The organism is Streptomyces sp. NPDC054883 (assembly GCF_053610645.1).
The window spans coordinates 1-26,668 of record NZ_JBSGYT010000050.1 but is presented as its reverse complement, the minus strand read 5'-3'; the positions used below and the strand labels follow the sequence as shown (position 1 = coordinate 26,668).

The following is a 26,668-nucleotide window of genomic DNA, read 5'->3' as shown; positions in this document are numbered from 1 at the left end:
GGGTAGACGGGAACCATGGAGACCTCTTCGCGTTCTTCCGAGCAGTCGGTCACCCCGCCGCGCCGGGGCGGGATGCAGTGGTGGACAGTGCTGGCCGGGGGACTGGCCCTGATCGTGGTGCTGTTCGTCGTCGCGGGTCGTTTCAGCCTGTTCCCCGGCTTCGGCGGCCTGTTCGGCGAGGACACCCGGGACCGCTCCGGACCTGCACTGCTCAAGTCGATCCAGGACATGCACCGCTACGAGGGCGCCGTCGGCAACTTCCAGGTGGTGGTGGACCTGGAGAAGGACGCGGCCTTCCTGCCCGACGCGATCCGGGGAACCCGCACGCTGTACGTCGGCGCGGGCGCGGTCAGCGGGTACGTCGAACTGGGCGGCCTCGGCGAGCAGAGCGTCACCGTGAACGCGGACCGTACCGAGGCCTCGATCCGGCTGCCGCACGCGACCCTCGGTCCGGCCGCCCTGGAGCCGGACCGCTCTTACGCGGTGTCGAAACAGCGCGGCCTGCTGGACCGGCTCGGCGACCTCTTCTCGGACAATCCGGCCGGTGAACAGGCCGTACAGCGGCTGGCCGTACAGCACATCGGTGAAGCGGCCCGCGACAGCGGCCTCGCCGCGCGCGCGGAGCAGAACACCACGGCGATGCTCGGGGGACTGCTGCGCTCGCTCGGCTTCCGCAAGGTGACCATCGGCTACGCGTGAGCCGCGGGACCTCGTTCACGGCGGACCTTCCGCCCGCACCGGACGGCGTGAGCGGCGGCTCGCCGGGGCAGGGGGGCGGTGACGCACACGAGCGAAAGGACGGGTCATGGCGGGAGCGCTGGTCGCCGGGGGATGGGGTCTGTTCGCCGGAGCCGCACTGCTGGTGGGAGCGGCGGTGGGATCGCTGTTCCGGGTGCCCGCCCAGTGGATCGCGCTGGTCATGGCCTTCGGCAGCGGGGTACTGATCTCCGCCGTGTCCTTCGACCTGATGGCCGAGGCGTACGAGGAGGGCGGCCTCCTGCCCACCGCCGCCGGAGCCGTGGCGGGGGCGGCCGCCTACTCGCTGGCCAACGTACTGCTGGCCCGGCACGGAGCCCGCCACCGCAAGCGGTCGGGCCCGGCGCAGCCGTCGGAGCGGGAACAGCCCGGCTCGGGCAACGCCATCGCGCTGGGCGCGCTGCTCGACGGGATTCCCGAGTCGGTGGTCATCGGAACCAGCCTGCTCGGCGGGGGCAGCGTGGGCGTGGCCACGGTGGTGGCCGTCTTCATCAGCAACCTCCCCGAAGGCATGGCGAGCGCTGCCGGAATGAAGCGGGCGGGCCGCAGCCGTACATACGTCTTCACGTTGTGGGCGGTCATCGCGGTGGTGTCCGCCCTCGCGGCGCTGGCCGGGTACACCCTCCTCGGCGGTGCCTCCCCGAGCATCCTGGCGGCCATCACGGCGGTGGCCGCCGGGGCCATCCTCGCCATGATCGCGGACACCATGATCCCGGAGGCGTTCGAGCAGGCGCACCTCCTCACCGGACTCACCACGGTGCTCGGGTTCCTGGTGGCCTTCGTCGTGTCCCACGCCTGACGCGCCCCCCGGCCGCGCCCGTTCACGAACGGGCGCGGCCCGGAGCGGACTCCGGGCCGCGCACCTGTTCGGACGTTCAGCGCCAGTCGATGGCCCCGAAGCCACAAGCGCCGTCGAAGCCCGGGTTGCCGTGGTTGACACCGCCCGACAGGCGGCAGGCGCCGTAGTGCGCCGAGCCGCTGTTGTGGTCGTCGTCGTCACCGTGGGCGAGCGCGGTGGCGGCGCCGCCGAGGACCATGGTGGCGGCGAGGGTGAGGGTGGTGACTGCGGCACGAATGCGCATGACTGCTCCTTGAGTGGAGAGGGGTTGATGTGCTCATCAGAAATCACCTCTGCCGCCGTCGCGGAAACACGGCCTGTGTCGGATGGAGGAGCGAGCGCCCGCGGCGGGCGGTGATCCGGTTGCGCGGGAACGAACGGCCCGTGGCGGAACCGGCCCCCGGAGTCCCGGGCCGTCGGCGTCCGCGCGTGCGCGAGACCTCGGTCACGCGGCGGCGGGGAGGCGACTTGCCGCCGTTCGGAGCAATGTCACCTGCTGAAGGGGCGCGCCACCTGTTGGAGGGAGCGCGCGCCTCCGACCGGGCTGCGGCCGACCCGGACGGACCGGCCTTGACGGGGGCGATTGGACGCGCGTGCGCTGGGTAGCCGCCGCTTGCCGGGCCGGGACGAGGTGAGGAGCCGTGATGGCGGAGTTGGACCTGGATCCGTTCACGGATCTGCTCGACGGCCCGATGTACGTGGTCACGGCGGCGGCGGGCGCCGAGCGGGCGGGGTGCCTCGTCGGCTTCGCCTCGCAGTGCTCGATCCATCCGGCGCGCTACATGGTGTGGCTGTCCGAGGCCAACCACACCTTCGCGGTGGCCGGCCGGGCCACCCACCTCGCCGTGCACGTGCTGCGGCGGGAGCAGCGCGAGCTGGCGAGGTGGTTCGGCAGTGAGACGGGGGATCGCGTGGACAAGTTCGCGCGGGTCGCCTGGCGCCGGAGCGCGGACGGCAGCCCGGTCCTGTCGGAGGCCTGCGTCTGGTTCGTCGGTCGGATCGAGGAGCGCATCCCGGGCGGCGACCACGTCGGCTTCCTCCTGACGCCCACCGAGCAGTCCCCACCGGTCCCGGGGAGCCCCGCGCTGCTCAGGTTCAGCGACGTGAAGGACTTCCAGCCGGGCCACCCGGCCTGACCGCCAGTACGGTGGTGCAGTCCCTCCACGCCTGCGGGCTCAACAACGCCTGGAGCCGGGTGAACAGCGCCAGGAGGCCGGCTCCGGAGGCCGCGCGGAAGCCCGGGTCGACGCGTGCGATGTCCAGCTCGTTGGCGGCGGTGAGCTCGACGAAGTCCCGGCGCTGCCGGAGCGTGGGGAGGAAGGTGCGACCGGTGAACCGGTCGCGGACCGGCGCGTCGGTGTCGCCGAGCGTGGGGTAGGAGGCAGCGCGGTCGCAGCTCGCGTAGAGGTAGACGATCGACTCGGCCTCGGCGCCGATCACCGCCACCAGTCCGGGGCGCCCTGCGAGCGGCAGGGGAGCAGTGGCGAACCCGTCCGTGCCGTAGAACGCGTGGCACAGCCCCGCGAGTTGCAGCGCGGGGCGGGCCGCCCAGCGTTCGAGCTGCTGCCGGACCCGTTGCAGGTGCGCGCCGAGAGTGCCCCCCCGGATGCTCGGTGGCCGTGGCACCGAGCTCGTCCAGCAGGCGCAGGGCGGCGGAGACGGTGTCGGCGGGGAGCGCCATCTGGATCACGCCTTCTCGGATCGGATCAGGTCGGACCGGCCGACGAAATCCTCACGCGGGGCGAAGCCCAGGTCAATCCTCGGGTCCGCTTGGCCCGACCCAAGCGGCGGCTTGGACCCGCGCGCCTCACCCGGTCTGGCCGGAAGGCCAGGGATCGCCCTTGACGCGTGCGTGGAGGTGCTCGTCGTGCCAGCCGTCCGCGTGGAGCAGAGCGCTCCGCATGACTCCCTCCAGGGGGAACCCCGCCCTCGTCGCGACCCGGCAGGACGCCGGATTGGCGACGGAATGCGTGATCCTCAGCCGGTGCAGGCCCAGTTCGTCGACGGCCCACCGGCTGACGCGGAGCGTGGCGTCGGCCATGACCCCGTGACCGCGCCCGGCGGGCAGGAGCCAGTACAGGAACTCGGCGCTGCCGCCCCGGAGGTCCATGTCCGCCAGCCCGATCAGGCCCACCGGCTCGCCCTCCCCGGTCCCGCAGACCGCCCAGATCGCGGCCTCCTCGGCCCGCCAGCCCCGTTCCCACCGCGCGATCTTCGCACGCGCCGCGTCCGACGACAGTTCCACGGGCCGGTTCCACTGCCGGACTCCGGGGTCGCGGCAGGAGGCCACCAGCACTTCGGCGTCCTCGCACCGCCACGGACGCAATACGAAGCCGCTGGCGAGGCGGAACGACGGCTGGCCGCCACCACTCATACTGCCGGCCGGTACCACAGGGGCTATCGAAGCGATCATCACCGCATCATGCCGAAGCCCGGCTGTGGCCACCACCCGCCGGCTGCGGCCGGGGCCCCGGCCTCCTCGGGGAGGCCGGGGCCCTTCGCCGCGCGGACCGGCAGGTCAGCTGCCGGCGGAGAGGTTGCCGGACAGGACCGGGATGTTGTCCAGGATGTGCGACAGGGACTCGTCGCCCTTGGCCTGGGTGGAGTTCTCGGTGCACTGCTGGTTCTGCGGGTTGGACAGGACGTTGATGTCCTGGACACCGATGTTGGCGATGATCGCCACCAGCGACTGGGCGTTGACCTTGGCCGGCAGGCCGATGCAGGGCTTGTTCAGCGTGCCCTGGACCAGGCTCAGCTGCGGGCTCATGGCGCCGTCGGTCTTCTGGTTGCCGTAGATCTGGGAGGCGCCGTTGCCGTTGACGGTGTTGATCCCGTTGTCATTGCCGATGGCCATGGCCGGGGCGGCCACGGCAGCGCCCGCACCGAGCGCGGCGGCGGTGGCAGCTGCGGCGATCATCATGTTCTTCAGCATTCTCGAGCATTCCTTAGCTTGAGCGGAAACGGGTCCCTGAGGGGAAGTCGTCCTGCCTAACGCGACGGTGGCGGTCGATGTGGCGGTGTGTCACCCGAACGCGCAAAGGGCGGCAGCGGTTCGGCTCACCGAGCTGGCGCTTAGGGTGGCGGGATGGTGCGGGTACGGGACATGGACGAAGGCGACGTCGACGCGGTATCGGCGATCCGGGTGCGGGGCTGGCAGTCCGCGTACGCGGGGATCGTTCCCCAGGCGTACCTGGACGCGATGACGGTCGAGAGCGATGCGGAACAGCGCCGGGCCTGGTTCGCGCACCCGCTCCGGCGGTCGACGGACCTGGTCGCCCTCGACGCCGACGGCGCTCCGGTGGGCTGGGCCAGCTGCGGTCCCTACCGGGGGCCGGTGCCGGCCGGCAGCCGGACGGCGGAAATCCACGCCTGCTACGTCCGACCCGACCTGATCGGCCGGGGAGTCGGCCGCGCGCTGCTCGGCGAGGTCCACGCCCGGATGGCGGGGCAGCGGTTCCAGGCCCTGGCCCTGTGGGTCCTCGAGGACAACCGGCAAGCCCGGCGTTTCTACGAGCGAGCCGGCTACCGGCCCGACGGCGGGAGCCGGGACGACCTCTACGACGACGTCGCCCTCACCGAGCTCCGCTACCGACGCCCGCTGAACTGAGAACCGCCCGGGGCGGGTTGTACTGTGCGCCGGGTGGCTGTCACCTCCTCCTTCTCCGTACTGCGGCACAAGCCGTTCCGTCTGTTCGTCCTGGCCCGGATCATCTCGATGAGCGGCTCGGCCATGGCGCCGGTCGCCCTGGCCTTCGCGGTGCTCGGGTTCGACGACCGTCCGGACTCGCTCGCGATCGTCCTGGCCTGCAACACCGTTCCGCAACTGATCATGCTGCTCGTGGGAGGCGTGATCGCCGACCGGCTGTCGCGGCGGCGGGTCATCGTGTTCGGCAACCTCATATCGGCGTTCACGCAGGCGGGAGTTGCCCTGCTCGTGGCCTCGGGAACGGCGGACGTCACGCGGGTCGCGGCCTTCGCCGTCCTCGCCGGCGGTGCCTCCGCCCTCGCGCAGCCCGCGATGAACAGCCTTCTTCCCGACCTTGTCGGAGCGGACGAAATCCAGGAAGCGAACGCGCTCATGCGCCTTCCCGTCAACGCGGTCAAAATCGTCGCGCCGGCGGTGGGCGGCTTGCTGGTCGCGCTGATCGGACCGGAGTGGACACTGGCCTGGGACGGTGCCAGCTTTGCCGTCGCAGCCGTTCTCGTCGGCGGCATCGGCAGCTCCGTGCAGGAAAAGCGGACCTCATCGGCCCTACGGGATTTCAAGGAGGGCTGGGCGGCCTTCTCGGGCCGCTTCTGGCTCTGGTCGTACGTGCTTTCGGGCACGGTCGTCGTCGCGCTGTGGCTCGGCGGCTACCAGCTCCTGGGACCCGTCGTGGCCCATGACCGGAACCTGGGCGCCGCCGCCTGGGGAACCGTTCAAGGAGCCTTCGCCCTCGGCTTGTTCGGCGGTGGATTCATATCCCTCAAGTGGAAACCCCACCGGATCATGGTCGTGTGCGTCTGTGCGAACCTGCCGTCGGCGCTTCCGCTGCTCGCTCTCGGACTCCGCGCCCCGCTCGTCGTGGTGGCGGCCGGCGCGGTCCTGGCCGGCATCGGCCTGGACATCGCCATCGTCTGCTGGCACACCGCCCTACAGGAGCAGCTGCCGCCCGGTTTGCTGGGCCGGGTGAATTCCCTCGGCTCGACCGGCGAACTCATGGCGGTGCCGCTCGGGTACCTCATCGTCGGCGCCACGGCCGCCTCCGTCGGGCCGGACTCCGTCCTGCTCGCCGGGGCGGTCGTGATGACCCTGGCCACCCTCGTGCTCCTCCTCGCCCCCGGCGTGTGGGCCGTACGGCGGCGGGCGCCGGCCGGGAACGACCTCGTCGGCAGCCGCTGACCGCCTGTCCGTCCGGCCCGGGCGGGAGGCCGCCGAGGGGTTCAGGCGGGGTGCGTGGCGAACAGTTCCAGGTGCCCGCACCGCCGGCAGCGCCAGGCGTCGATCTGGCGGCGGGGGCGCCCCAGCCGCTTCGCTCCGCCGAACAGGCCCCGTTCCAGGGGCCCGGCTATCCAGCGGGCGTACCCGGGAGCGGACTGACCGGTGTCCTCGACGAATCCGGGATCGAGTTCGCCCCCGCCGCAGTAAGTGCACCGCATCTCGGTCATCCGGCGAGTGTACGGAAGCGGTTGCCGGCCGGCGCCGCCGGGGACCGGCCCGGGGGCTTCCTTAGCGGGACGTTAGATCTCGGCGGCGTTCCTTGTCCCGCCGGGCCGGGCGACGCATGCTCTGGGAACTTCGTCCTTCCCCCTCGGGGACTTCCGTCTGGAGCCGCCATGTCCTCGTCCGCCGTCCTGCCCCCGGCGCCGCCCGCCGACGCCCGCAAGAGGCGCCGACTCGCCCTCGTCGGCGGGTCCCTCGGCAACCTCGTGGAGTGGTACGACTGGTTCGTCTACGCGAGCTTCGCCATCTACTTCGCCGACTCGTTCTTCCCCGGCGACAACCCCACCACCCAGCTGATGAACACGGCCGGCATCTTCGCGGTCGGCTTCCTGATGCGCCCCGTCGGCGGCTGGATCCTCGGCCGTGCCGCCGACCGGCGCGGCCGCAAGAGCGCGCTCACCCTCACCGTCGCCATGATGTCGGGGGCCGCCCTCCTCATCGCCGTCGCCCCGACGTACGGGCAGGCCGGCTACGCGGGCGCGCTCGTGCTGCTGCTCGCCCGCCTGCTCCAGGGCATGAGCATCGGCGGCGAGTACGCGGCCAGCGCCACCTACCTCACCGAGGCGTCGGCCCGCGACCGGCGGGGCCTCGGCTCCTCGTTCCAGTACGTTTCGATGACCTGCGGTCAGCTGCTCGGACTCGGCATCCTCATCACCCTCCAGCACACGCTCACCACAGCCCAGCTCCAGGACTGGGGCTGGCGCGTGCCGTTCGTCTTCGGAGCCCTGTTCGCGGTGGTCGTCTTCTGGCTGCGCAGGCGGCTCCAGGAGACCGACGCGTTCCGGGAGGAGTCCTCCGACCCCGCCGCACACGACGACAGCGCACGCGGCACCCTCAAGGCCCTGTGGCAGTACCGGCGGCAAGCCGGTCTGGTCATGGCGCTCACGCTCGGCGGAACCGTGGCCTACTACACGTACACCACCTACCTCACCAAGTACCTCGTCGGCAGCGCCGGCATGGCGAAGACGACCGCCACCCTGGTCAGTTTCACCGCCCTGGCCCTCTTCGCCGTCCTCCAGCCCTTCGCGGGGATGCTGTCCGACCGGATCGGCCGCCGCCCGCTGCTGATCACCTTCGCGGTGGGGTGCACCGTCGGTACCTACCCGATCATGACCGCCCTCGGGTCGGCGTCCTCGTACTGGTCCGCGCTGGGGCTCTCCCTGCTGGCGCTGGTGATCGTCACCGGTTACACCTCCATCAACGCGGCGGTCAAGGCGGAGCTGTTCCCGACCCGGGTGCGCGCCCTGGGCGTGGCACTGCCGTACGCCGTCGCCAACGCCCTCTTCGGCGGCACGGCCGAGTACGTGGCGCTGTGGTTCAAGGACGCCGGCCACGAGAAGATGTTCTTCTGGTACGTCTCCGGCTGTGCGCTCGTCTCCCTCGTGACCTACGTCCTGATGCCCGACACCCGCCACGCCGCGCTCAGCCGCTCGGAAGCGGAAGCGGAGACGGCGGCCGACGGCCCGGCCAGCGCCGCCGACCACGCGGGCCAGCCGGCCGCCGGCGCCCGCGAGGCGGCCCGCTGAGCTGCGCGGACGGCCCGGGCGGCAGTTCACGTAAGCTGCTGCACCGGGCCGACCGGTCGGGCGGGGGAGGCCCGGCTGCCGGTCCGTGCGCGTGACGAGGAGGACTGCCGATGCACGCCCTTCTGGTCGAGGACGACGACCGCATGGCCCAGGCCCTCGGCACCGCGCTCGCCCAGCGCGGCCACACGGTCCGCCGGGCCGGCCGCGCCCTGGACGCCCTGCGGCACGTCCACGAAGCCGACTTCGTCCTGCTCGACCTGGGCCTGCCCGACCTGGACGGGCTGGAACTGCTGCGCCGGCTGCGCACCGTCTGCGATGCGCCGCTGATCGTCGTGACCGCGCGCTGCGAAGAGCGCGACATCGTGCAGGGCCTGCGGGCCGGTGCGGACGACTACGTCGTCAAGCCGTTCCGGATGGCCGAGTTGCTCGCCCGCATCGACACCGTGCGCCGCCGGACGGGCACCCCGCCGGACCGGTCGGCAGCCGGGCCTGCCGGCAGCGCCCGGTCTACCCGCCGTCCGGTGTCCACCGGAGACGTCGAAGTCGACCTCGCGGGCCGCACGGTCACCGTGGCGGGCCGCGAAGTCCACCTGACCCGACGCGAGTTCGACGTCCTCGCCTTCCTCGCCACCCGCCCGGACGAAGTCCACTCCCGCGAGGAGATCCTGGACCGGATCTGGGGCGACGCCTTCCTCGGCGCCTCACGGTCACTGGACGTCCACGTGGCCGGCATCCGCGCCAAGACGGGCCGCTCCGCCCTGGTGCGCACCGTCCGCGGGTTCGGCTACCAACTCGGTTCGCCCGCCGTACGCGATGGAGCGGACACGGGGCGGTGAGACGCCGCCTCCTCGCGGTACTGATGGTGCTCATGGGCACCGCCGCGCTGCTGCTCTGCCTGCCCCTGGCCGACGCGTACGCCCGCGGCCGGACCGAGCACCTGCTCCTGCAACGGCGTTCGGAGGCGGTGCGGTTCGCCGACCTCGCCGACCGGATGCGTACCGCCGCCGACCGGTCGGAGCTGTCCGCCGAGATCGGCCGGTACGCGCAGCTGTACGGCGCCGGGGTGCTCGTCGTCGACCCGGCGGGACGCACGCTCGCACAGGCCGGACCCGTCTCGCCGGCCTCCTCCGCCGAGACGGCGGACGCCCGTCGCCGGGCCCTGACCGGCCGCTCCACCGACCGGCTGCCGACCCTGCGCCCGTGGGGTCCGCAACGCGTCGTCGTCGCGGAACCCGTGGGCCGGGACGAGCGGGTCAGCGGGGCGGTCCTGATGTCCGTGCCCACGGGGGCGGCCCGCCGGGACGTGACGGTCCGCTGGTCGCTGATCGCCGCCGGGGCGCTCGCCGCCTTCGCGGCGGCCGCCCTCGTCGCGGCGGGAACCGCGCGCTGGCTGATGCGTCCGGTCCTCGACCTGGACCGGGCGGTGGAAGGGCTGACGGCGGGACGCCTCCAGGCGCGCGCCCGTCTCCTACACCGGTCCGCCCGAACTGCGCCGCCTGCGGCAGCACTTCAACACCATGGCGCAGGCCATGGCCGACGCCATCGGCCGCCAGCGCGACTTCGTCGCCGACGCCTCCCACCAGCTGCGCAACCCGCTCGCCACCCTCGTGCTCCAGCTGGAGAACGTCGAGCCGCACATCGCCCCCGGTCCCGGCCGCGCCGAGCACGCCCGCGCCCTCGACGAGGCGGAGCGGCTGGAGGAGCTGCTCGACGGTCTGCTCGCGATGGCGCGGGTGGAGTCGGGCGCCGCGGAGCTGGGCGACCAGGACGTGTCGCGGGCGGTACGGGAACGGGTGACGGCCTGGACCCCGGTGTTCGACGCCGCCGGACTGGAGCTGACGACCTCCGGCCTCCGCGAGGGACTGTGGGCGACCGCCCTGCCCGACGCCGCCGGCCGCATCCTGGACGCCCTTCTCGACAACGCCGTCAAGTTCGTTCCGCCCGGCGGCCGTGTGGTCGTCGGCGCGGTGCGGGACGCCGAAGACGGGCAGGCCGTCGTCCGGGTCACGGACGACGGCCCCGGAGTCCCGCAGGACCAACTCGGTTTGCTGCTGAGGCGCTTCGGCCGTTCCCCCGAGCACCAGAACGTCCCCGGCAGCGGACTGGGGCTGGCCATCGCCGACGAGATCGCCCGGATCAGCGGAGGCCGGCTCGACGTCAGCGGCAACACGCCCCGCGGGCTGGCCTTCGAGCTGCGGCTCCCGCCCTCGTAGCCCCTCAGCCGTACACCGACCGGTAGTACGCGACCGCACCCCGGTGGAGCGGTACGCGGCCGGTCGAGATGGCGAACCTGGGCTCCAGCCGGGCGCCCGCCGTCACCTCACGCAGCAGGTCGCTCCACCGGTCGAAGACCACCGTGAGCAGGTCATGCGCCGCGCCCTGCGGTACGTCCGCACGCGCCAGGAGGTAGTTGGCGACCCCGACCGTTCCCACCGGTTCCGCCAGTCCGTACGCACCGGCCGGGAGGGTGACGGCCGTGTACACGGGCCCGTGGCGTTCCCGGAGCGGTCCCACGTACCCGTCCAGCGGCAGGAACCGCAGGGACAGCTCGTGCGAGAGCGCCGACAGCGCCGGGGTGGGCACGCCCCCAGACCAGAACAGCGCGTCGACCGTCTCCTCGCGCAGTGCCGTCGCCGACTCGGCGAGGCCCAGTTGCCGTTCGCGCGCGGGGGAGGGGCCGCCGCCCAGCCCGGCTTCCCGCAGCACCCGCCCCGCCAGCACCTGGACGCCCGAGCCCGCCGCACCCGCTGCGACCGGACGTCCGGCCAGGTCCCGCACCGACCGTACCGGCCCCTGCGCCGGCACGAGGAGGTGCGTGTAGTTCACGTAGACCCGCGCCAGCGCCGTCACCGCGGCCGGGCGGGCGAACGGCTCGCGCCCCAGCGCGGCGCCCTCGGCCACGTCCGCCATGGCCAGCGCGAGATCGACGGACCCGGCGTCCAGCTCGTGCAGGTTGTCCACGCTGGCGGCGGTGCTCACGGGAACGATTCGCAGGCGGCTGCCGCTCGCCGCGACGGCCCGCGCGAGGGCCTCGCCGAACGCGTTGTACGGACCTCCCTCGGGGCCCGTCGCGAGCCGCAGCCGGGTCGTCGGACCCGGCGCCCGGGAGCACCCGGCGCAGGCTCCGGCCATGGCGGACGCGACGGCGCCGAGCCCCGCCGCCACCACCCGTCGGCGGTCCACCATTGCGCTGCTCACGTCAAGAGGGTAGCCAGTGCGCGGACCGCCGCGTGCCCGGACCGATCCCCGACACGCGCCCGGCGGACCTCGAAGAGCAGGGCTCCTTGGGGTCCAATACCAGCACGGCGTCCACCCCGACAGTCACGGAGAACAGCGATGGCCATCCCTCCCGACCAGTTGACCGAACCGGCGGTGCGCGTCTTCGTCACGGCGCTGAACGCCGGGGACCGGCAGGCGTTCGCCGCGTCCCTGACCGCGGGTGCCACGATGTCGGACGACGGCAGTGACCGTGACCTCGCCGACTGGACCGAGCGGGAGATCTTCGGCTCCGGCGGACACATGGACGTCGAGACCGAAAGCGACGACGGGCTCGGCCTGGTGGCCGACTTCCGCAACGACACGTGGGGCAGCATGCGCACCGCCTGGCGGTTCACCGTGGAGGGCGGCAAGGTGGCCCGCTTCGAGACCGGCCAGGCCTGACGGCACTTCGCCCCCCGGCCCGTCCGTAGACCCGGCCGGTTCCGGTCAGCCGCCGCGGGAGGCGGTACGCCCCGCAACCGGGAACGGGCCCGGCGGCGGGGCCGGGGCGGGCGGCCGCGAAGACGCGACGGCCGCCAGGGTGAGGGCGGCGGCCAGCGGGTAAGCGCAGGCGGCCACCGCGACGGGCCAGGGCACGGGGCGGCCCGCCGGGGCCACCGCGTGGAGTGCCGGGACCACCCAGGCGCCGGCCGTCAGGACCCAGACCGCGGCGGCCGCCACGGTCAGGCGCCGCCCGCGCAGGGGTCCGTACCGCAGCCAGATCAGCGCCGGGACCACCCACACCCAGTGGTGGCTCCACGAGATCGGGCTCGCCAGCAGGACGAAGAACTGGGCGGCCAGCATCATGGCCAGCCGGTCGCCCCGCCGCACCGCGGCCCGCAGCGCGAGGGCCGTCGCGGCCGCGGCGAGGAGCACCGCGGCCGGCCACCACAGGCCCGGGACACCGCCGTCGTGCCCGAGGAGCCGGGCCAGGCAGCCGCGCAGCGACTGGTTCTCCACAGAGGCCATCGGCCCGATGCGCCCGCTGTCGCCGAGGATGTGGCGCCAGTACCGCCAGGACTGGGCCGGGGCCGCGAGCGCGGCCACGGCGACCGTCGCCGCGAACGCGCCGGCCGCCCACGCCGCGGCCCGGCGCCGGCCCGCCGCCAGCAGGTACAGAACGCCGCCCGCCGGGGTCAGCTTGATGCCGGCCGCGAGACCGATTCCGGCGCCCGCCGCCACGGGACCCGGCCGCAGTGCGGCGGCCAGCGACAGCGCGGCGAGCGGAAGGCTGACCTGGCCGAGCGAGAGCCCGTGGAGCACGGGTTCCAGCCACAGCACCGGCGCCGTCCACAGCAGGACCCGAGCGGGCTCCGGCGCCCTGCTCGGATCCAGCAGCGCGAACGAGCCCCGGACCAGGTACACCGCGGCGGCCAGGGAGAGCAACTGCCACAGCACCTGCGTCAGCCACCACGGCAGGTACGCCAGCGGCAGGAACACCAGGGCCGCGAAGGGCGGGTAGGTGAAGGGGAGCGGCAGTGCCTGCGGATCGGCGCGGGCCAGCCGGAAGTCGTAGAGGTGGCCGGTCAGGATGCCGGGCGCGCCCTCCCGGTACACCCGGAGGTCGAACATGTCCGCCGTGCAGAAGGCCACCACCAGGTGTGCGACCGCTGAGCACGCCAGAACCAGCGTGGCGTGGCGCGTCAGCCAACTCGTCATGCCGGCCATCATCTCGCGTCACACGCCCCGACGCCCGCACCGTGCTGCCCACCGGCGCGGGCGGTCCGGCGGCTACCGCCGGCGGTTACCGGGTGGGCGGCGGCGGGGGCTCGTCCGGCCCGAGTTGCCGCTTGAGCTGGTCCTGTGCCATGTCGGTTTGGGCGCGGTACTTGTTCTGGGTCTTCTCGTCGACGAAGTCACCGGCCTTGTCGATGCCCTGGCCGGCTTTGTCCTCGTGTCCCTTGAGCATCTGCTTGAGCTTGTCCATCACGGACATGACCGATCTCCTTTTGGCTCGTTGTCCAGCGCTCCCAGGATGTTCCAGAGGCCCGCGATGCGCATCCGGGCGCCGTTGCGCGGAACCGATTTGACCCTACTGCGGCCAGCTGACCTGCCCGTTCTCCACCCGGAGGACTTCCGCGGCCGCGGCCTCGCAGAACCTCAGGTATCCGATCCCGACGGCGCCGTCCCCGCCCGGCCCCCTTCGCCGGTCCTCGCGGCCGGCCGGCGCAGAGGCTCGCCGAGCTGCTCGAACTCGACCGGGTGGACCTCCTGCCGGGAGGTCACCGACCAGCCGTTCCGCGGCGGGCAGGTTCGTCCGGCCGGAGCCGAACCGAGCGCGCCACCCACCCGCCACGCCGCCCCTCGACCGGCCGGCAGCGGATGGGGGCCGGCACCTCGGGACGGGGCCGCGGCCCGAACGCCTGTCCATCACGCCGGGCAGCGGCTCACCCGGGTTCGCGCGCCAGGTGGACCACGTCCGGGACTCCTCGGGCGACGGGCACCTCCCGGGTGCGGACGTCGGTGAAGCCCGCCTCGCGCAGGGCGTGTTCGAAGGCGGGGGAGTGCTGTGCCGACCATACGGCCAGGACTCCGCCGGGGTTGAGCCGGCCACGGCACGCCGCGAGGCCGGCCGGGGAGTAGAGGGTCCTGTTCTCGTCGTCGACCGTCCAGTCGGGGCCGTTGTCGATGTCCAGGCAGAGCGCCTCGTACCGGTCGGCGGACGTCGCGAGGTACTCCACGAGGTCGGTGTGGACGACCGTCGTCCGCGGGTCCGCGAGGGACCTGGCGGAGATCGCGCCGAGCGGCCCGGTCCGGTGCCACTCGATGATCGCCTCTTCCCGTTCGATGACGGCGATCCGTCCCCAGTGCGGCTGCCCGGCGGCGTGCGCCAGCGAGAAGCCGACGCCCAGTCCCCCGATCAGCAGGTCCGGCGGCGGGCTGCCGGGCGGCGGGTCGAGTGCCAGGTACGCGGCGTCGACGAGCAGCCGCTCCGAGCGTCCGTCGGAGGTGTCCATGAGGAAGCAGCCGTTGGCGATGATCTCGTACACGGCGCCGCGCTGGCGCAGTACGACCTCGCCGAACCGGCCCTCCCTGCGGTCCACTGTCCGGGCCGCTCCCGAAGTCACAGGTGTGGTCATGCGAGGCCCAACGAACCGCGGCCGACCGGTGTTCCGGGTCCGCTCCGGGCGGCTCGCCGGGCGGCCCGGCCGGGGCTGACCTACCCTGGTCCTGCTCGGGTCCTCGTACCACTGGAGGCCACGCCGTGAAGCCGTACCGCATTCGGCTGCACCGGGCCTGCGTGGCAGCTGCCGCCGCAGGTCTGTTCATCGCTCCCGCCGCCGCCGGCTCCGCGCACGGCGCGCCGGCCACGGCCCGGTCCGCCCCCGTCGCGCCCTCCCCGGACGGGGAGTTCGCGCAGCTCACCCCGGCCGTCGCCGCGAAGCTCGACGCCGCGATCCGGCTCGTCCAGCGTCAGACGCAGGTGCCCGGCGTGGCCGTGGGGCTGTGGGCGCCCGGCAAGGGCAGCTACGTGAAGTCCTTCGGCGTGGCGGACAAGGCGACCGGCGCCGCCATGACGACAGCGCTGGGCATACGCATCGGCAGCGAGACCAAGACCTTCACGGTCACCGCCCTCCTCCGGCTGGTCGACCAAGGGAAGATCGGCCTGGACGACCCCATCGGCAAGTACATCCAGGGCGTGCCGAACGGGGACCACATCACCCTGCGCGAACTGGCGGGCATGCGCAGCGGGTTGTTCAGCTACAGCGAGGACGCGGATTTCGACAAGGCGTTCGAGGCCGACCCGGACCGGCCCTTCACCCCGCAGCAGTTGCTCGGCTACAGCTTCAAGCACGGCATCCAGTTCCAGCCGGACGCCCAGTTCGACTACTCCAACACCAATTTGGTCCTCCTCGGCCTGGTGATCGAGAAGATCACCGGCCGGCCGCTCCACGAGGTCATCATGCGCGACGTCGTCGGGCCGGCGGGGCTGCACCACACGCTCTTCCCCGCCGGCGCGGAGTTCCCGGACCCCCACGCGCAGGGCTACACCAACCAGACGGCGACGGGCAAGGTCGAGAACGCGACCGACTGGGACCCCTCCTGGGCCTGGGCCGCCGGTGCGATGACCTCCGACATGCAGGACCTGCGCAGCTGGGCGCACACCGTCGCCACCGGCACCCTGCTGACACCCGCGACGCAGGCCGAGCGGCTGAAGACCAAACCGATCAACGCCTCGGGTGACGGCTACGGGCTGGGCATCTTCAATGTCCAGGGCTGGATCGGCCACAACGGCTCGCTCCCCGGCTACGAGTGCCTCGTGGTCTACCTGCCCCAGGCGCAGGCGACGATGGTGATCGTCCTCAACACGGACATCCTGCACAACGGCCAGGAGCCGAGCACGCTCTTCGGCAAGGCGGTCACCGGCATCGTTACTCCCCGGCACGTGTATCCCGGTCATCAACCGGCCGCACCCAAGGCCGGCTGACGGCCCACTGACCCCGGTGGCCGGTGTCCGCCCTCATCGGGACATCGGCCACCGGCGCGCAAAAGGTCCGGAAACGCCGTTGAAGCACCACCGGTGAACGCCCCACACTCTCTTCCGCCGCCACCCGAGCGGCCGGCCGCGAGTGACATCGGACCAACCCGCGTTGCCGTAGCGGTCCGGGGTCAGTGGGGCCAGTGGTGCTGCGTATTCATTTCACCGCGGACGATCTCGCCCGCACCCGAGTGGCCACCACGATCGGCGCCGCCGCGGAGACGTACTACAGCCTGGAGATGCTGGGCAGGCGCTCCCTCGCGGTGCCCTTCCACCGCTGGCGGGCGAAGGTGACCGGGCGCTTACCGGAGGACGCCAAGCCGCTCACGGCGCTCATGCCGGACCGCGGCCCGGGACTGGACCTGCTGACCCTGGCGGGGGACTCGCCCGACATCGACCAGGCCGTCGACACCCTGCTGCGCGCTCCGCGCACCCGCGTGCGCCGCGAGCTGGAGGCGGTCGCCTTCGGCCCGGTCCACTCCTCCTGGGCGAGGACCGTCGCCGACGGGGACGGCGAGGCGCGCCGGCAACTGGCGGCGGCCCTCGTGGCCTGCCACCGGGTGACCGTCGGCCCCTACTGGACCGTCGCCCGCTCCCGGCTCGACGCGGTACGCGCGCAGTACGCCCGTACCTTCCTGGAGACCGGCGTCGAGGGCCTGCTCGCATCGTTGTGCCCGCCGCTGGTGCGCTGGACCCCTCCGGTGCTGGAGGTGAGACACCCCCGCTCCGTCGACGTCCACCTGGGCGGCCGGGGACTCGTCCTCGCGCCGACGGTCTTCTCCTGGCGCGAACTCAGCCTGCTGTACGACCCGTACGACGACGAGTCGGTACCCCGGCTGACCGTACCGGCGGTGACCGACCCGGCGAGCGGCTCCGCCCTGTGGCAGGACGGCTCCGACCCGACCGTCGATGAGGCCCTGGGCGCCCTCCTCGGCCGTACCCGGGCCGCCGCGCTGCGCCTCGTCACGGACGGTTGCGGCACCACCGAACTGGCCCGGCGGCTCGGCATCACCCCGGCCGCGGCGAGTCAGCACGCCGGCGCCCTGCGCGGCGCGGGCCTCATCACCACGAGCCGTCGGGGCGGCTCCGTACTGCACGTGACGACCGCCCTGGGGCGTCAGTTGCTCGGTGGGACGAGCCGGCGCACGGAGGCCGGCCATCCCTTTTAAGCGGTGGCTTAAGGCCGTGGCCGCCGCGGGCCGGTCGTCAGCAGGATGCGTGACGGCGCCGGCCCGCGACTGCGATCGGCACCACATCCGCACGTCCGCACATCCACAACAGAGGTGAGAGCATGCGCATGAAAGTCTTGAAGGCGCCGACAGGGAGCCGCACATCCCGGCCGCGGCGGGCGGGGGAGCGCGCCGCGGTCCTCCTGGGTGCCGCGGTGATCGCCTTCGCGACCGCTCAGGCACCCGCGTCGGCGAGCACCGCCCAGTGCGCCGACAACCGCCTGTGCGCCTGGTCCGACGACAACTACGCCGGCATCTTCACCGCCTACACGGCCTCCGCGCCCGCCCTCGGCGGCGACAACGACCGGTTCGACTCCTTGTGGAACCGCAACAGCGTGTCCTGGTACGTGTACGTCGACGCCTACAACCAGGGCGCGAAGTACTGCGTCCGTCCCGGCTATTCGGTGTCCAAGCTCGGCGACTGGTTCGGCCTCCACGACAAGATCTCCTCCGTGCAGAAGCTGGGCGGCACGTCCTGCGGAACAGCGACCCCGATCGGTTCCTACAAGGGCTCCTGACCGAGCGCACCGGGCGCCGGCGACCCGCCCGCGCCCGGTTTCCCCGTCCGCCCCGGCGAACCAACCGGAGAACTGCCCTCGAACCTCGCCCGCATGCGCACGTCCGTCACCGGCGCCGTGCTCGTCGCGTCCCTCTCCCTGGGCTTCCTCTCCGTCTCCACCGGCACCGCCCACGCCGCCGCGTCCTGCAGCGGGTACGTGTCGGTGCACGGGGTAGTGGGCGACGTCAGCTCCACCATCCGCCGCCGCAAGACGACGATCCGCAGCGAGGACGTGACCGTCTCCGACCGGCCGCAGGTACGGCGCGCCGTGACCGCCGCCGCCCTGGGCAACACCATGGAGTGGTTCGACTTCGGTGTCTACGCCTACCTCGCCGGGACGATGGGCAAGGTCTTCTTCCCCGACAGCTCCCCCGGGGTGCAGGTCGTCTCCGCCTTCGCCACCTTCGCCGCCGCGTTCCTGGTCCGCCCCCTGGGCGGACTGGTCTTCGGGCCGCTCGGCGACCGCGTCGGACGGCAGAAGGTGCTGGCCCGCCACCATGATCATGATGGCGGCCAGCACCTTCGCCGTCGGTTTCCTGCCCACGTACGCCGCCGTCGGCGTCGTCGCCCCGCTCCTGCTCCTCGTCTGCCGTCTGGTCCAGGGCTTCTCGACCGGCGGCGAATACGCGGGCGCCACCACGTACATCGCCGAATACGCCCCCGACCGCCGGCGCGGGTTCCTCGGCAGCTGGCTCGACTTCGGCACCTTCGTCGGCTACGCCCTGGGCTCAGGCCTGGTCACCGTGCTGACCGTCGTACTCGGCACCCAGGGCCTCCAGGACTGGGGCTGGCGGCTGCCGTTCTTCCTGGCGGGCCCGCTGGGCCTGATCGGGCTCTACATGCGGCTGAAGCTGGAGGAGACGCCGGCCTTCAAGCAGGAGGCCGCCTACGCGGCGTCCGTGCGCGCGCAGGACGCGGAGGAGGACGAGGATCCCGTCGAGGCCGCCCGCGAGTCCGGCAAGGGACGCCTCAAGGAGATCTTCACCGGGGCACTGGCAGGCCGTACTCATCTGCATGGGACTGGTCCTGCTGTACAACGTCACGAACTACATGGTGACCTCGTACCTGCCGGCCTACATGTCGGTGACGCTGGGCCAGAGCGACACCACCGCGCAGCTGCTCGTCCTCGCGACCATGCTGCTGGTGGTCCTGACCATCACCACCGTGGGCCGGTCCTCGGACCGCTGGGGCCGCCGGCCGGTGTTCCTGGTCGGCAGCGTCGCCCTGGTGGTCTTCTCCGTGCCGGCGTTCCTGCTGATCCGCGAGGGCGGGATCCTGCTGCCCGCCATCGGCTGCGCGGTTCTCGGCCTGCTGCTGGTCTGCTTCGCCGGAACGGCCGCGTCCACGCTGCCCGCGCTGTTCCCCACCAGACTGCGGTACGGGGCGCTGTCCCTCGCCTTCAACATCTCCGTCTCGCTGTTCGGCGGGACCACACCGCTGTTCGCCTCGGCGGTGGTGGAGGCGACCGGCAACACCATGGTCCCGGCGTACTACCTCATGGTCGCCGGAGCCGTCGGCTTCGTCTCGACGCTCTTCCTGCACGAGACCGCGGGCAAACCGCTGCGCGGGTCCGGCCCGATGGTCGAGACGCCCGGCGAGGCGGAGCGGCTGGTGGCCGGCAGCCGCTCGGCGGCCGGGCGCCAGGCCCGGGACGTCTGGATCCGGCTGCGGCACCCATGGGCCCACCGGGGCCCTCGGGACCGCGACGGATGACACGTCCGGTGCGGCCCGGCGGCAGGCGACCCCGGTAAACCGGCACGGAATGCTCCGATCGGCCACCGGTCGCCCGGTGGCGGTGTCACCATCCGGTCATGCGAAGAGCGATGACGATACCGGCCGCGGCCGCCGTGCTCGCGGTGCTCGCCGGCTGCGGCGGGGGAGACGGCGCGAAGGCATCGGTTCCCTGGACGAGCCCGTGCGAGCTCCTGCTCAAGGGGGAGATCGAGAAGGTGCTCGGCACTCCTCTGGAGGCGCAGGCCAAGGAAGGCAGTTACGGCCACGAGTGCTTCTACCGGGCTCCGAACGCGAACAAGGACCTGTGGGTCGCCTGGCTGAAGTCGAACACCAACGGGACGGGCTGCACGGACCCGGGCTCGGAACCGGCACCCGAGATAGACGCCGAAGCGTACAAGAGCGCCGACAACGGGTTCGTGGTCGTCGGAGGCCCGTACCACGGCCACTGCCTGCGCCTGACGACCTCCGGCGGCGTCGATTCACCGCCGGTCACGGTGGAGGAGACGGCGCGGCTGCTGCGTACCGTCCGGAGCCGGATGGAGTGAGCCCGGACGTATCCGCTGCGCCAGGGGGTAGGGCTTACCCCGTGCAGACGTTCCTCCCCTATCCGGAATTCCTCGGTTCGGCCGCCGTGCTGGACCCGAGGCGGCTGGGCAAACAGCGCGTGGAGGCGCTCCAGGTCTTCCGGGGCCTCACGGTGCCCGGGTACGGCTGGCGTCGCCACCCCGCGGTACGGATGTGGGCCGGCTACGAGGAAGCCCTGGTGCGGTACGGCCTCGATGTCTGCGGCGTCTGGACCGCCGGGGGCCACTCCGACACGTGTGCGGGCACGCTCATGGGCGGCTACCTCGCCTGGCGCCCGGGGGCCGCCCCGCGCGCACAGCGCCGGCTCGCGGCGGACGGCGAGCTGCCGCCCTGGCTCGGCGACCCCGCCTTCCACCTGAGCCATCAGTCCGCGTTGCTGCGCAAGGCCCCCGAGGTCTACCGCCGCCACTTCCCCGGTGTGCCCGACGACCTCCCGTACGTCTGGCCGGCGTCCGACAGACCGGGCCCGGGCCGGTGAGGCCGCCCCGATCGCCTCCGTAGACTGGGAGGACGCCGTGACATCGGCCAGGCGGCGGTCCGGCACCGCCCGCCCGCCCCACCCGCGCCCCGCCCAGTGCCTGCCCCGTGGAGTGGACATGCGACAGCCATCCGGAGGACCGTCGGACGGCGCCGAAGGCCTCTTCGGCATGGACGACCTCGCGGCGGCCGCCGCACCGGCCGAGGCCGTGGGCAGCCGCTCCTTCCGCGACGGGCCGCAGGCGCGCAGACTGCTCGACGTGGCGGAGATCCACGCCGAGCCCGCCGCCGCCGGCTCCCTGCGGGGGCGGCAGATCATCGCCCGGTTCCCCGGCGCCCGGCTGATCGAGACGGACTCGCACTGGCCCATTCCGCACCTGCACGGTAACGAGGGGAACGTGGAGCGGTGGGTGCGGGTCAAGCGCGAGGTCCTGGTCCTGGGCGAGCGCAAGACCTTCGGGATCCGGCCCAACGGCCGGTCGGCGGACTGGATCGCCCCCGGTCTCTCCAACGGCTGCGCCATGGCCTGCGCGTACTGCTACGTCCCGCGCCGCAAGGGTTTCGCCAACCCGGTCACCGTCTTCACCAACGTCGAACGCGTCCTGAGCAGCCTCGGCCGGCACATCGCGGCGGCCGGCCCCAAACGGGAACCCAACCAGTGCGACGAACACGCCTGGGTGTACGACATCGGGGAGAACGGCGACTGCTCGGTGGACGACCTGATCAGTGACAACACCGCCGACCTGGTGCGGGCCTTCCGCCGGTGGACCACCGCCAAGGCGTCGTTCGCCACCAAGTTCGTCAACCCGGACCTGCTCCGGCTCGATCCCCAGGGCCGCACCCGGATCCGCTTCTCGCTGATGCCGCCGGACGACTCCCGGCTCCTGGACATCAGGACCACTCCCGTCCCCGGCCGTCTCGCGGCGGCAGCGGACTTCCTCGACGCCGGTTACGAGGTCCATTTCAACCTCTCCCCGGTGGTGCTCCGTCCGGGCTGGGAGCGGGACTGGGAGGAACTGCTCCGCGCCATGGACGACGTACTGCCGCCCCGGGTCAAGGACCAGGCGGGGGCGGAGATCATCCTGCTCACCCACAACCGGGACCTGCACGAGGTGAACCTCGGCTGGCACCCGCGCGCCGAGGACCTCCTGTGGCGCGCGGACCTCCAGCAGCCGAAGCGATCGGAGAACGGCAGCTGGAACGTGCGTTACCGCAACGCGGTCAAGGCGGCCGCCGTCGAGTCGATGCGGCGGCTGATCGAGGCCCGCACCCCGTGGCTGCGCGTGCGGTACGCCTTCTGAACCCTCCGCCGGGCGCCGCTCCGCCGGGTCCATAGCGCACTTCCGTTCGGGATACCACACGGGGACAACGGAATGCGGCCGAAATCGAGCGGAATATGAGTTCGAATTCCCTCGCCGGTGTAACCGACGGAATGCCCGCGACCTCCGCTTATGGCGCCGAGCGCAATGAACAGGACACCGGTACAGCCGGAATCCGGCCCGGTGGATGGCGCGTATTGGGTCCTCCGGTCCGATGAACTCCAACGAAAGCACGCCTACGGGAAGTCGGGCGTAGTTATGCTCCCGCCCACCGGTCATAAGATCCCCACTTTCGATGGTTCGAGGACGCCGATGGCGCAAAAAGACATTCCACCCGAAGCCGCCCGCCCAGCCGCGGGACCGACCTGGACGCTGCCCGCGATCGCGGCCGTGGCCGCCGTGTGCCTCATCGGGGCGCTCGTTTCCTCCTCCGAACCGGTCCGCACCGTCTGCGTCGCCGTGGGCGCCGCGGGCACCGCCGCGGCCCTCGCCGAAGCGCTCCGGCGCGGCCGGGCGCTCACCGCCCGCCGCTCCGAGATCGCGGCCCTGCGCCACGCCCTGTTCCGGCAGGAGACCGAAGCGGTGCGCCTGGCCGAGGTGGTACTGGCCGAGGCCATCGGGCGACTGCGCAAGGGTGAACTGCCCGAGGAGGTGCTGACCGCCCTGGGCGGCCGCGGCGGACCGGGCAACCGCTGGGGCAACGACACCGCGCTGACACCGCGTTTCAGAGCCGCGCTGCAAAGCGTGCTGGCCTACGTCATCGACACGGTCGACAACGAGGAGAACCTGCGCGTCTCGGCGCAGCGGGCCTTCGTGAACATCGCCCGCCGCGTGCAGGCGATCGTCCACCAGCAGGCCCAGGAAATGCGCGAGATGGAGGACCGCCACGGCCGCGACCCGGACGTGTTCGGCGACCTGCTGCGCCTGGACCACGGCACCGCCCTGATCGGCCGGCTCGCCGACTCCATCTCCGTCCTCGGAGGGGCGCGCCCCGGCCGCCAGTGGAGCCGGGCCGTGACCCTCTACAGCGTGCTGCGCGGCGCGATGTCGCGGATCATCGACTACCAGCGGGTGGAGCTCCACTCGGTCACCGAGGTCGCCGTCGTCGGCCCGATCGTGGAGCCCCTGATCCACACCCTGGCGGAGTTGCTGGACAACGCCACCCGGTACTCCCCGCCGCACACCCGGGTCCACCTCACCGCCGCCGAGGTGCAGTCGGGCATCGCCGTGGAGATCGAGGACGGCGGTCTCAGCATGAGCGAGGAGGCCCGCAGGCGCGCCGAGCGGATGCTCGCGCAGGCGCAGTCCGGGATCGACCTCAACGACCTGGGCGAGACGCCCAGGCTGGGCCTCGCGGTCGTCGGCCGGCTGGCACAGGCGTACGGGTTCCAGGTGTCCCTGCGCTCCTCCGCGTACGGCGGCGTCCGCGCCGTGGTCATCGTCCCGCAGCACCTGATCACCACGGCGACCGCCGCGACCGGCCTCGCCCACGGCATCGGCTCCTCCTCGGGGCCCAGGGCCGTACCCGCCGCACCGCGCGAGCACCCGGTGGACCGCTCGTCCGCCGGCGCGTCCGTGCCCAGGCCGCCGGCGGCCCCCGCGCCCAGGCGGGCGCCGGCTCCCGTGCCGAGGCCGGCGGCCGCCACGGACGGAGCCGCCGCCGAACGCACGGCGACGGGCCTGCCGCAGCGACGCCGCAAGGACCGGGCCGTCTTCTCCGACGTCCCGCCGCCGGCGGAGCCGCACTCGGCGGAGGACCCCGGTCCCGGCATGTGGCTGGAGGCATTCCACAGCGGACTGTCCGGCGCGACCGGCCAAGACGCCCAGGACGCCCAGGACGCGTCGGGCTCAGCGACCAAAGGGGCATGAACAGTGATGACTCAGCGAAGCAGCATGGACTGGATGCTCAAGGACCTGGCCGCCGGAGTGCCGCAGACGCGGCACGTGATCGTACTGTCCGCGGACGGGCTCTGCGTGGCGCAGTACGGGGCGGAGACCGACACGGCCGACCGCCTGGCGGCGGCCTGTGCCGGCCTGCAGAGCCTCGCCGGAGCGGTGGCCTCCGAACTGCCGCACTCCGAAGGCAGAATGCGCCTGGTCGTGATCGAGATGGACGGCGGGTTCTTCTACCTGATGGCCGCCGGCGACGGCTCCTACCTGGCGGTCCTCGCCGACGAGGGCGTCGACGCGGGGCTGATGGGTGCCCAGATGCGCAACCTCGTGACCCGGATGGGGGAGCACCTGAGCAGTCCGCCCCGACATGACGGGCAGCCCGCGTGAGTGAGCCACCCGCAAGCTGGGAGGACAGCAGTCCCGAACGGCTCTACGTCATCACCGGCGGCCGGAGCGGGCCTTCCACCGCCGTCCACCTCGACCTCGTGACCCTGGTGGTGGCCAGAGCGCCCGCCATGCCCGAGATGCAGCCCGAGCACGCGGCGATCCTGCGGATGTGCCAGGCACCGCTGTCGGTGGCCGAGATCGCCGCGTACGCCGGTCTGCCCGTGAGCGCCGTCACCGTACTGGTCGGGGACCTGATGGCCGCTCGGCGCGTCCACGTACGGCCGCCCGTCCCCGCCGCCCAGCTACCCGACCTTGCTCTGATCGAGGCAGTGATCGATGGACTTCAAAAGCTCTGACCCGCCCCGCGGGCCGCGCCCCGCGGACATACTCCCCCAGACCGCCGCGGCCGCCGTCAAGATAGTCATCGTCGGCGGTTTCGGGGTGGGCAAGACGACCATGGTCGGCGCCGTCAGCGAGATCAAACCGCTGACCACCGAGGAGACCATGACGAAGGCGGGCATCGGCGTCGACGACACCCGGGGGGTGGCGCGCAAGACCACCACGACCGTGGCCATGGACTTCGGCCGCATCAGCATCAACGACGAACTCGTGATGTACCTGTTCGGCACGCCCGGCCAGGAACGCTTCTGGTTCCTGTGGCGCGGCCTCTTCGAGGGCGCGCTCGGAGCGGTCGTGCTCCTCGACACCCGGCGGCTGGAAACCAGCTTCGACGTCATCGGCCGGCTGGAGGAACGCGGCGTCCCCTTCGTGGTGGCCGTCAACTCGTTCCCCGACGCCCCGGAGCACCCACTGGAAGAACTGCGCCAGGCCCTCGACCTGCCCCACGCCGTCCCGATCCTCGTCTGCGACGCCAGGCGGCGGGACTCGTCCCGCGACGTCCTGCTGACCCTCATGCGCTACCTGCACTCCCAGGCAGCGACCCAGGAGGCAATGTGAGTACCCATCCCACCCCTCCGCCCGAGTGCCCCGCCCACGCGGCGGGCGCCGGGGGCGCCCTGTACCGCCTCCACGGCCCGGAGGCGCAAGCCGATCCCCTGGGGCTGTACGAGAAGCTGCGGGCCCAGTACGGGCCGGTGGCGCCCGTACTGGTCAGCGGGGACCTCCCGGCCTGGCTGGTCCTCGGCCACCGGGAGAACCTGGACGTGGCGCGCACCCCTTCGCGGTTCGCCCGCGACCCGCGGGGCTGGCGCGACATGAAGGAGGGCCGCGTTCCGGCCGACACCCCGCTCGGTCCCATGGTCTCCTGGGTGCCGGTGTGCAACTTCACCGACGGGCCCGTGCACGAGCGGCTGCGCGGGGCGGTCGTGGAGTCCCTGGAGCGCTTCGACAAGCGCGGGATCCGCCGCTACGTCACCCGCTTCGCCAACCAGCTCGTCGACCGGATCGCCGGCGACGGCTACGCCGACCTGGTGTCCTCCTTCTCCGACCAGCTCCCCATGCTGGTCATGACCCAGCTCGTCGGGGCGCCCGACGAACACGGGCCCCGGCTGGTCAACGCGGCACGCGACATGCTCCAGGGGACGGAGACGGCCCTGCAGAGCGACCGCTACGTCACGCTGACGCTGGAACAACTGGTCATGGAGCGCAAGGCCGAGCCCGCCTACGACCTCGCCTCCTGGCTGATCGAGCACCCCGCGGACCTGAGCGACACCGAAGTGCTGATGCACCTGCGCGTGGTGCTGATCGCGGCGTACGAGACCACCGCCAACCTGATCGCCAACACACTGCGGACGGTACTGACCGACCCGCGCTTCCGGGCGAGTCTCTCCGGCGGGCACATGACCCTGCCCGACGCCCTGGAGCAGGTCCTCTGGGACGACCCGCCGATCAACACCATCATCGGGCGCTGGGCCACCGGGGACACCGTGCTCGGCGGCCGGCAGGTGAAGGCGGGCGACATGCTGCTGCTCGGCCTGGCCGCGGGGAACGTCGACCCGCAGATCCGGCCCGATCCGAGCGTCTCCGTCCACGGCAACCGCTCCCACCTGGCGTTCAGCAGCGGCCCGCACGAATGTCCCGGCCAGGACATCGGCCGCGCCATCGCCGACACCGGCATCGAAGTCCTGCTGGACCGGCTGCCCGACCTCCAGCTGGCGGTCGACCCGGGCGAGCTGCGGTGGCGCGGCACCCTGATGTCCCGCCACCTGCTGTCACTGCCGGTACGGTTCACCCCGCGCTCCGTCGACAACGCCGGGCCCCATACCGAGCAGGCGTCCGAGCACCCGCCGCACGCCCTGATCCCGCCGCAGCCGACGGCTCCCCCCGCGTCCGCCGGCCACCGGCGGGGCGTCAGCTGGTGGCGCCGGCTGTTCGCCCGCCGCTGAGCCGCCGGCGCTCCGCGCCCCGAGGGGCCCCGGCCGCCCCGCCGGGGCCCCGCCGGGGCCCCGCCCCGGCGCCCCCCGA

The 26,668-nt window shown here is 72.7% G+C and carries 29 protein-coding genes and 1 pseudogene; 21 read left to right on the top strand and 9 right to left on the bottom strand.

Annotated elements, in window-relative coordinates; translation table 11 throughout:
* The first annotated feature begins 15 nt into the window (after nucleotides 1–15).
* Both ACWGH1_RS28770 and ACWGH1_RS28765 read left to right on the top strand, forming a co-directional pair.
* Complete coding sequence (locus ACWGH1_RS28770) at nucleotides 16–699, top strand: DUF4230 domain-containing protein (RefSeq protein WP_453357408.1); 684 nt, start codon at nucleotides 16–18, stop codon at nucleotides 697–699.
* Between the two features lie 106 nt (nucleotides 700–805).
* Nucleotides 806–1,555, top strand: a complete 750-nt coding sequence (locus ACWGH1_RS28765) for a ZIP family metal transporter (RefSeq protein WP_453409135.1) — start codon at nucleotides 806–808, stop codon at nucleotides 1,553–1,555.
* A gap of 76 nt (nucleotides 1,556–1,631) precedes the next feature.
* Here ACWGH1_RS28765 and ACWGH1_RS28760 read toward each other — a convergent pair whose 3' ends face one another.
* Nucleotides 1,632–1,838 carry a hypothetical protein gene (locus ACWGH1_RS28760; protein WP_453357313.1) on the bottom strand — a complete coding sequence of 69 codons (207 nt, stop codon included), beginning with the start codon at nucleotides 1,836–1,838 and terminating at the stop codon, nucleotides 1,632–1,634.
* Between the two features lie 400 nt (nucleotides 1,839–2,238).
* Between ACWGH1_RS28760 and ACWGH1_RS28755 the strand changes: the two genes are divergently transcribed.
* Nucleotides 2,239–2,730: a flavin reductase family protein gene (locus ACWGH1_RS28755; protein WP_453357314.1), complete on the top strand. Its 492-nt coding sequence runs from the start codon at nucleotides 2,239–2,241 to the stop codon at nucleotides 2,728–2,730.
* On the opposite strand, the gene ACWGH1_RS28750 is transcribed toward ACWGH1_RS28755, so the two are convergent.
* The 3 genes from ACWGH1_RS28750 to ACWGH1_RS28740 form a co-directional block, all read right to left on the bottom strand.
* Nucleotides 2,690–3,220, bottom strand: a complete 531-nt coding sequence (locus ACWGH1_RS28750) for a DUF6817 domain-containing protein (protein WP_453357315.1) — start codon at nucleotides 3,218–3,220, stop codon at nucleotides 2,690–2,692. The genes ACWGH1_RS28755 and ACWGH1_RS28750 overlap by 41 nt on opposite strands.
* 181 nt (nucleotides 3,221–3,401) lie before the next feature.
* Complete coding sequence (locus tag ACWGH1_RS28745) at nucleotides 3,402–4,007, bottom strand: GNAT family N-acetyltransferase (protein ID WP_453357316.1); 606 nt, start codon at nucleotides 4,005–4,007, stop codon at nucleotides 3,402–3,404.
* Nucleotides 4,008–4,112: 105 nt separating this feature from the next.
* Nucleotides 4,113–4,526: a rodlin gene (locus ACWGH1_RS28740; RefSeq protein WP_453409134.1), complete on the bottom strand. Its 414-nt coding sequence runs from the start codon at nucleotides 4,524–4,526 to the stop codon at nucleotides 4,113–4,115.
* Nucleotides 4,527–4,679: 153 nt separating this feature from the next.
* On the opposite strand from ACWGH1_RS28740, the gene ACWGH1_RS28735 reads away from it, so the two are divergent.
* The gene (locus tag ACWGH1_RS28735; RefSeq protein ID WP_453357637.1) at nucleotides 4,680–5,201 is read left to right on the top strand and encodes an N-acetyltransferase family protein; all 522 of its coding nucleotides are present in this window, start codon (nucleotides 4,680–4,682) and stop codon (nucleotides 5,199–5,201) included.
* Between the two features lie 33 nt (nucleotides 5,202–5,234).
* Entirely contained in the window at nucleotides 5,235–6,476 is a 1,242-nt protein-coding gene (locus tag ACWGH1_RS28730) for an MFS transporter (protein ID WP_453409133.1), read from the top strand.
* A gap of 41 nt (nucleotides 6,477–6,517) precedes the next feature.
* Here the strand turns inward: ACWGH1_RS28730 and ACWGH1_RS28725 are convergent, their stop codons facing one another.
* The gene (locus ACWGH1_RS28725) at nucleotides 6,518–6,742 is read right to left on the bottom strand and encodes a hypothetical protein (protein WP_453356363.1); all 225 of its coding nucleotides are present in this window, start codon (nucleotides 6,740–6,742) and stop codon (nucleotides 6,518–6,520) included.
* 168 nt (nucleotides 6,743–6,910) lie between these two features.
* Here ACWGH1_RS28725 and ACWGH1_RS28720 point away from each other — a divergent pair, with 168 nt between their 5' ends.
* From ACWGH1_RS28720 to ACWGH1_RS28710, 3 genes are all read left to right on the top strand, one after another.
* Nucleotides 6,911–8,323, top strand: coding sequence for an MFS transporter (locus ACWGH1_RS28720; RefSeq protein ID WP_453356362.1), 1,413 nt, complete (start codon nucleotides 6,911–6,913; stop codon nucleotides 8,321–8,323).
* Nucleotides 8,324–8,433: 110 nt separating this feature from the next.
* Nucleotides 8,434–9,159 (top strand): response regulator transcription factor, encoded by a 726-nt coding sequence (locus ACWGH1_RS28715; protein WP_453356361.1) that lies wholly within the window; start codon nucleotides 8,434–8,436, stop codon nucleotides 9,157–9,159.
* 693 nt (nucleotides 9,160–9,852) lie between these two features.
* Complete coding sequence (locus ACWGH1_RS28710; protein ID WP_453409132.1) at nucleotides 9,853–10,536, top strand: sensor histidine kinase; 684 nt, start codon at nucleotides 9,853–9,855, stop codon at nucleotides 10,534–10,536.
* Between the two features lie 4 nt (nucleotides 10,537–10,540).
* Here ACWGH1_RS28710 and ACWGH1_RS28705 read toward each other — a convergent pair whose 3' ends face one another.
* Nucleotides 10,541–11,521, bottom strand: coding sequence for a TAXI family TRAP transporter solute-binding subunit (locus ACWGH1_RS28705; RefSeq protein ID WP_453409131.1), 981 nt, complete (start codon nucleotides 11,519–11,521; stop codon nucleotides 10,541–10,543).
* 138 nt (nucleotides 11,522–11,659) lie between these two features.
* Here ACWGH1_RS28705 and ACWGH1_RS28700 point away from each other — a divergent pair, with 138 nt between their 5' ends.
* Nucleotides 11,660–11,983 carry a nuclear transport factor 2 family protein gene (locus ACWGH1_RS28700; RefSeq protein ID WP_453354597.1) on the top strand — a complete coding sequence of 108 codons (324 nt, stop codon included), beginning with the start codon at nucleotides 11,660–11,662 and terminating at the stop codon, nucleotides 11,981–11,983.
* A gap of 45 nt (nucleotides 11,984–12,028) precedes the next feature.
* Here the strand turns inward: ACWGH1_RS28700 and ACWGH1_RS28695 are convergent, their stop codons facing one another.
* The 3 genes from ACWGH1_RS28695 to ACWGH1_RS28685 all read right to left on the bottom strand — a co-directional run bounded on the left by ACWGH1_RS28695 (nucleotide 12,029) and on the right by ACWGH1_RS28685 (nucleotide 14,661).
* Nucleotides 12,029–13,240 carry a glycosyltransferase 87 family protein gene (locus ACWGH1_RS28695; RefSeq protein WP_453354596.1) on the bottom strand — a complete coding sequence of 404 codons (1,212 nt, stop codon included), beginning with the start codon at nucleotides 13,238–13,240 and terminating at the stop codon, nucleotides 12,029–12,031.
* 85 nt (nucleotides 13,241–13,325) lie between these two features.
* Nucleotides 13,326–13,517, bottom strand: coding sequence for an antitoxin (locus tag ACWGH1_RS28690; RefSeq protein WP_453354595.1), 192 nt, complete (start codon nucleotides 13,515–13,517; stop codon nucleotides 13,326–13,328).
* A 451-nt stretch (nucleotides 13,518–13,968) separates the two neighbouring features.
* Nucleotides 13,969–14,661 carry a spermidine synthase gene (locus ACWGH1_RS28685; protein WP_453354594.1) on the bottom strand — a complete coding sequence of 231 codons (693 nt, stop codon included), beginning with the start codon at nucleotides 14,659–14,661 and terminating at the stop codon, nucleotides 13,969–13,971.
* A 125-nt stretch (nucleotides 14,662–14,786) separates the two neighbouring features.
* Between ACWGH1_RS28685 and ACWGH1_RS28680 the strand changes: the two genes are divergently transcribed.
* The 12 genes and pseudogenes from ACWGH1_RS28680 (at nucleotide 14,787) to ACWGH1_RS28625 (ending at nucleotide 26,589) form a co-directional block, all read left to right on the top strand.
* Nucleotides 14,787–16,010 carry a serine hydrolase domain-containing protein gene (locus tag ACWGH1_RS28680; RefSeq protein ID WP_453354593.1) on the top strand — a complete coding sequence of 408 codons (1,224 nt, stop codon included), beginning with the start codon at nucleotides 14,787–14,789 and terminating at the stop codon, nucleotides 16,008–16,010.
* A 197-nt stretch (nucleotides 16,011–16,207) separates the two neighbouring features.
* Complete coding sequence (locus tag ACWGH1_RS28675; protein WP_453354592.1) at nucleotides 16,208–17,230, top strand: ArsR/SmtB family transcription factor; 1,023 nt, start codon at nucleotides 16,208–16,210, stop codon at nucleotides 17,228–17,230.
* 122 nt (nucleotides 17,231–17,352) lie between these two features.
* A complete protein-coding gene (locus ACWGH1_RS28670; protein ID WP_453354591.1) occupies nucleotides 17,353–17,808 on the top strand; it encodes a peptidase inhibitor family I36 protein in 456 nt (151 codons plus the stop codon).
* A 336-nt stretch (nucleotides 17,809–18,144) separates the two neighbouring features.
* A pseudogene (locus ACWGH1_RS28665) lies at nucleotides 18,145–19,562 on the top strand (MFS transporter).
* Between the two features lie 98 nt (nucleotides 19,563–19,660).
* A complete protein-coding gene (locus ACWGH1_RS28660; protein ID WP_453356608.1) occupies nucleotides 19,661–20,128 on the top strand; it encodes a hypothetical protein in 468 nt (155 codons plus the stop codon).
* 41 nt (nucleotides 20,129–20,169) lie between these two features.
* The gene (locus ACWGH1_RS28655; protein WP_453356607.1) at nucleotides 20,170–20,646 is read left to right on the top strand and encodes an MSMEG_6728 family protein; all 477 of its coding nucleotides are present in this window, start codon (nucleotides 20,170–20,172) and stop codon (nucleotides 20,644–20,646) included.
* Between the two features lie 118 nt (nucleotides 20,647–20,764).
* Nucleotides 20,765–21,946, top strand: coding sequence for a spore photoproduct lyase family protein (locus ACWGH1_RS28650; protein ID WP_453356606.1), 1,182 nt, complete (start codon nucleotides 20,765–20,767; stop codon nucleotides 21,944–21,946).
* Nucleotides 21,947–22,276: 330 nt separating this feature from the next.
* A complete protein-coding gene (locus ACWGH1_RS28645; protein WP_453356368.1) occupies nucleotides 22,277–23,833 on the top strand; it encodes a sensor histidine kinase in 1,557 nt (518 codons plus the stop codon).
* A gap of 6 nt (nucleotides 23,834–23,839) precedes the next feature.
* Nucleotides 23,840–24,244 (top strand): roadblock/LC7 domain-containing protein, encoded by a 405-nt coding sequence (locus ACWGH1_RS28640; RefSeq protein ID WP_453356364.1) that lies wholly within the window; start codon nucleotides 23,840–23,842, stop codon nucleotides 24,242–24,244.
* Nucleotides 24,241–24,600 (top strand): DUF742 domain-containing protein, encoded by a 360-nt coding sequence (locus tag ACWGH1_RS28635; protein WP_453356365.1) that lies wholly within the window; start codon nucleotides 24,241–24,243, stop codon nucleotides 24,598–24,600. Before ACWGH1_RS28640 ends, ACWGH1_RS28635 begins: the two co-directional genes overlap by 4 nt.
* Nucleotides 24,581–25,201 carry a GTP-binding protein gene (locus tag ACWGH1_RS28630; RefSeq protein ID WP_453356366.1) on the top strand — a complete coding sequence of 207 codons (621 nt, stop codon included), beginning with the start codon at nucleotides 24,581–24,583 and terminating at the stop codon, nucleotides 25,199–25,201. Before ACWGH1_RS28635 ends, ACWGH1_RS28630 begins: the two co-directional genes overlap by 20 nt.
* Nucleotides 25,198–26,589 (top strand): cytochrome P450, encoded by a 1,392-nt coding sequence (locus ACWGH1_RS28625; protein ID WP_453356367.1) that lies wholly within the window; start codon nucleotides 25,198–25,200, stop codon nucleotides 26,587–26,589. Before ACWGH1_RS28630 ends, ACWGH1_RS28625 begins: the two co-directional genes overlap by 4 nt.
* Nucleotides 26,590–26,668 lie beyond the last annotated feature (79 nt).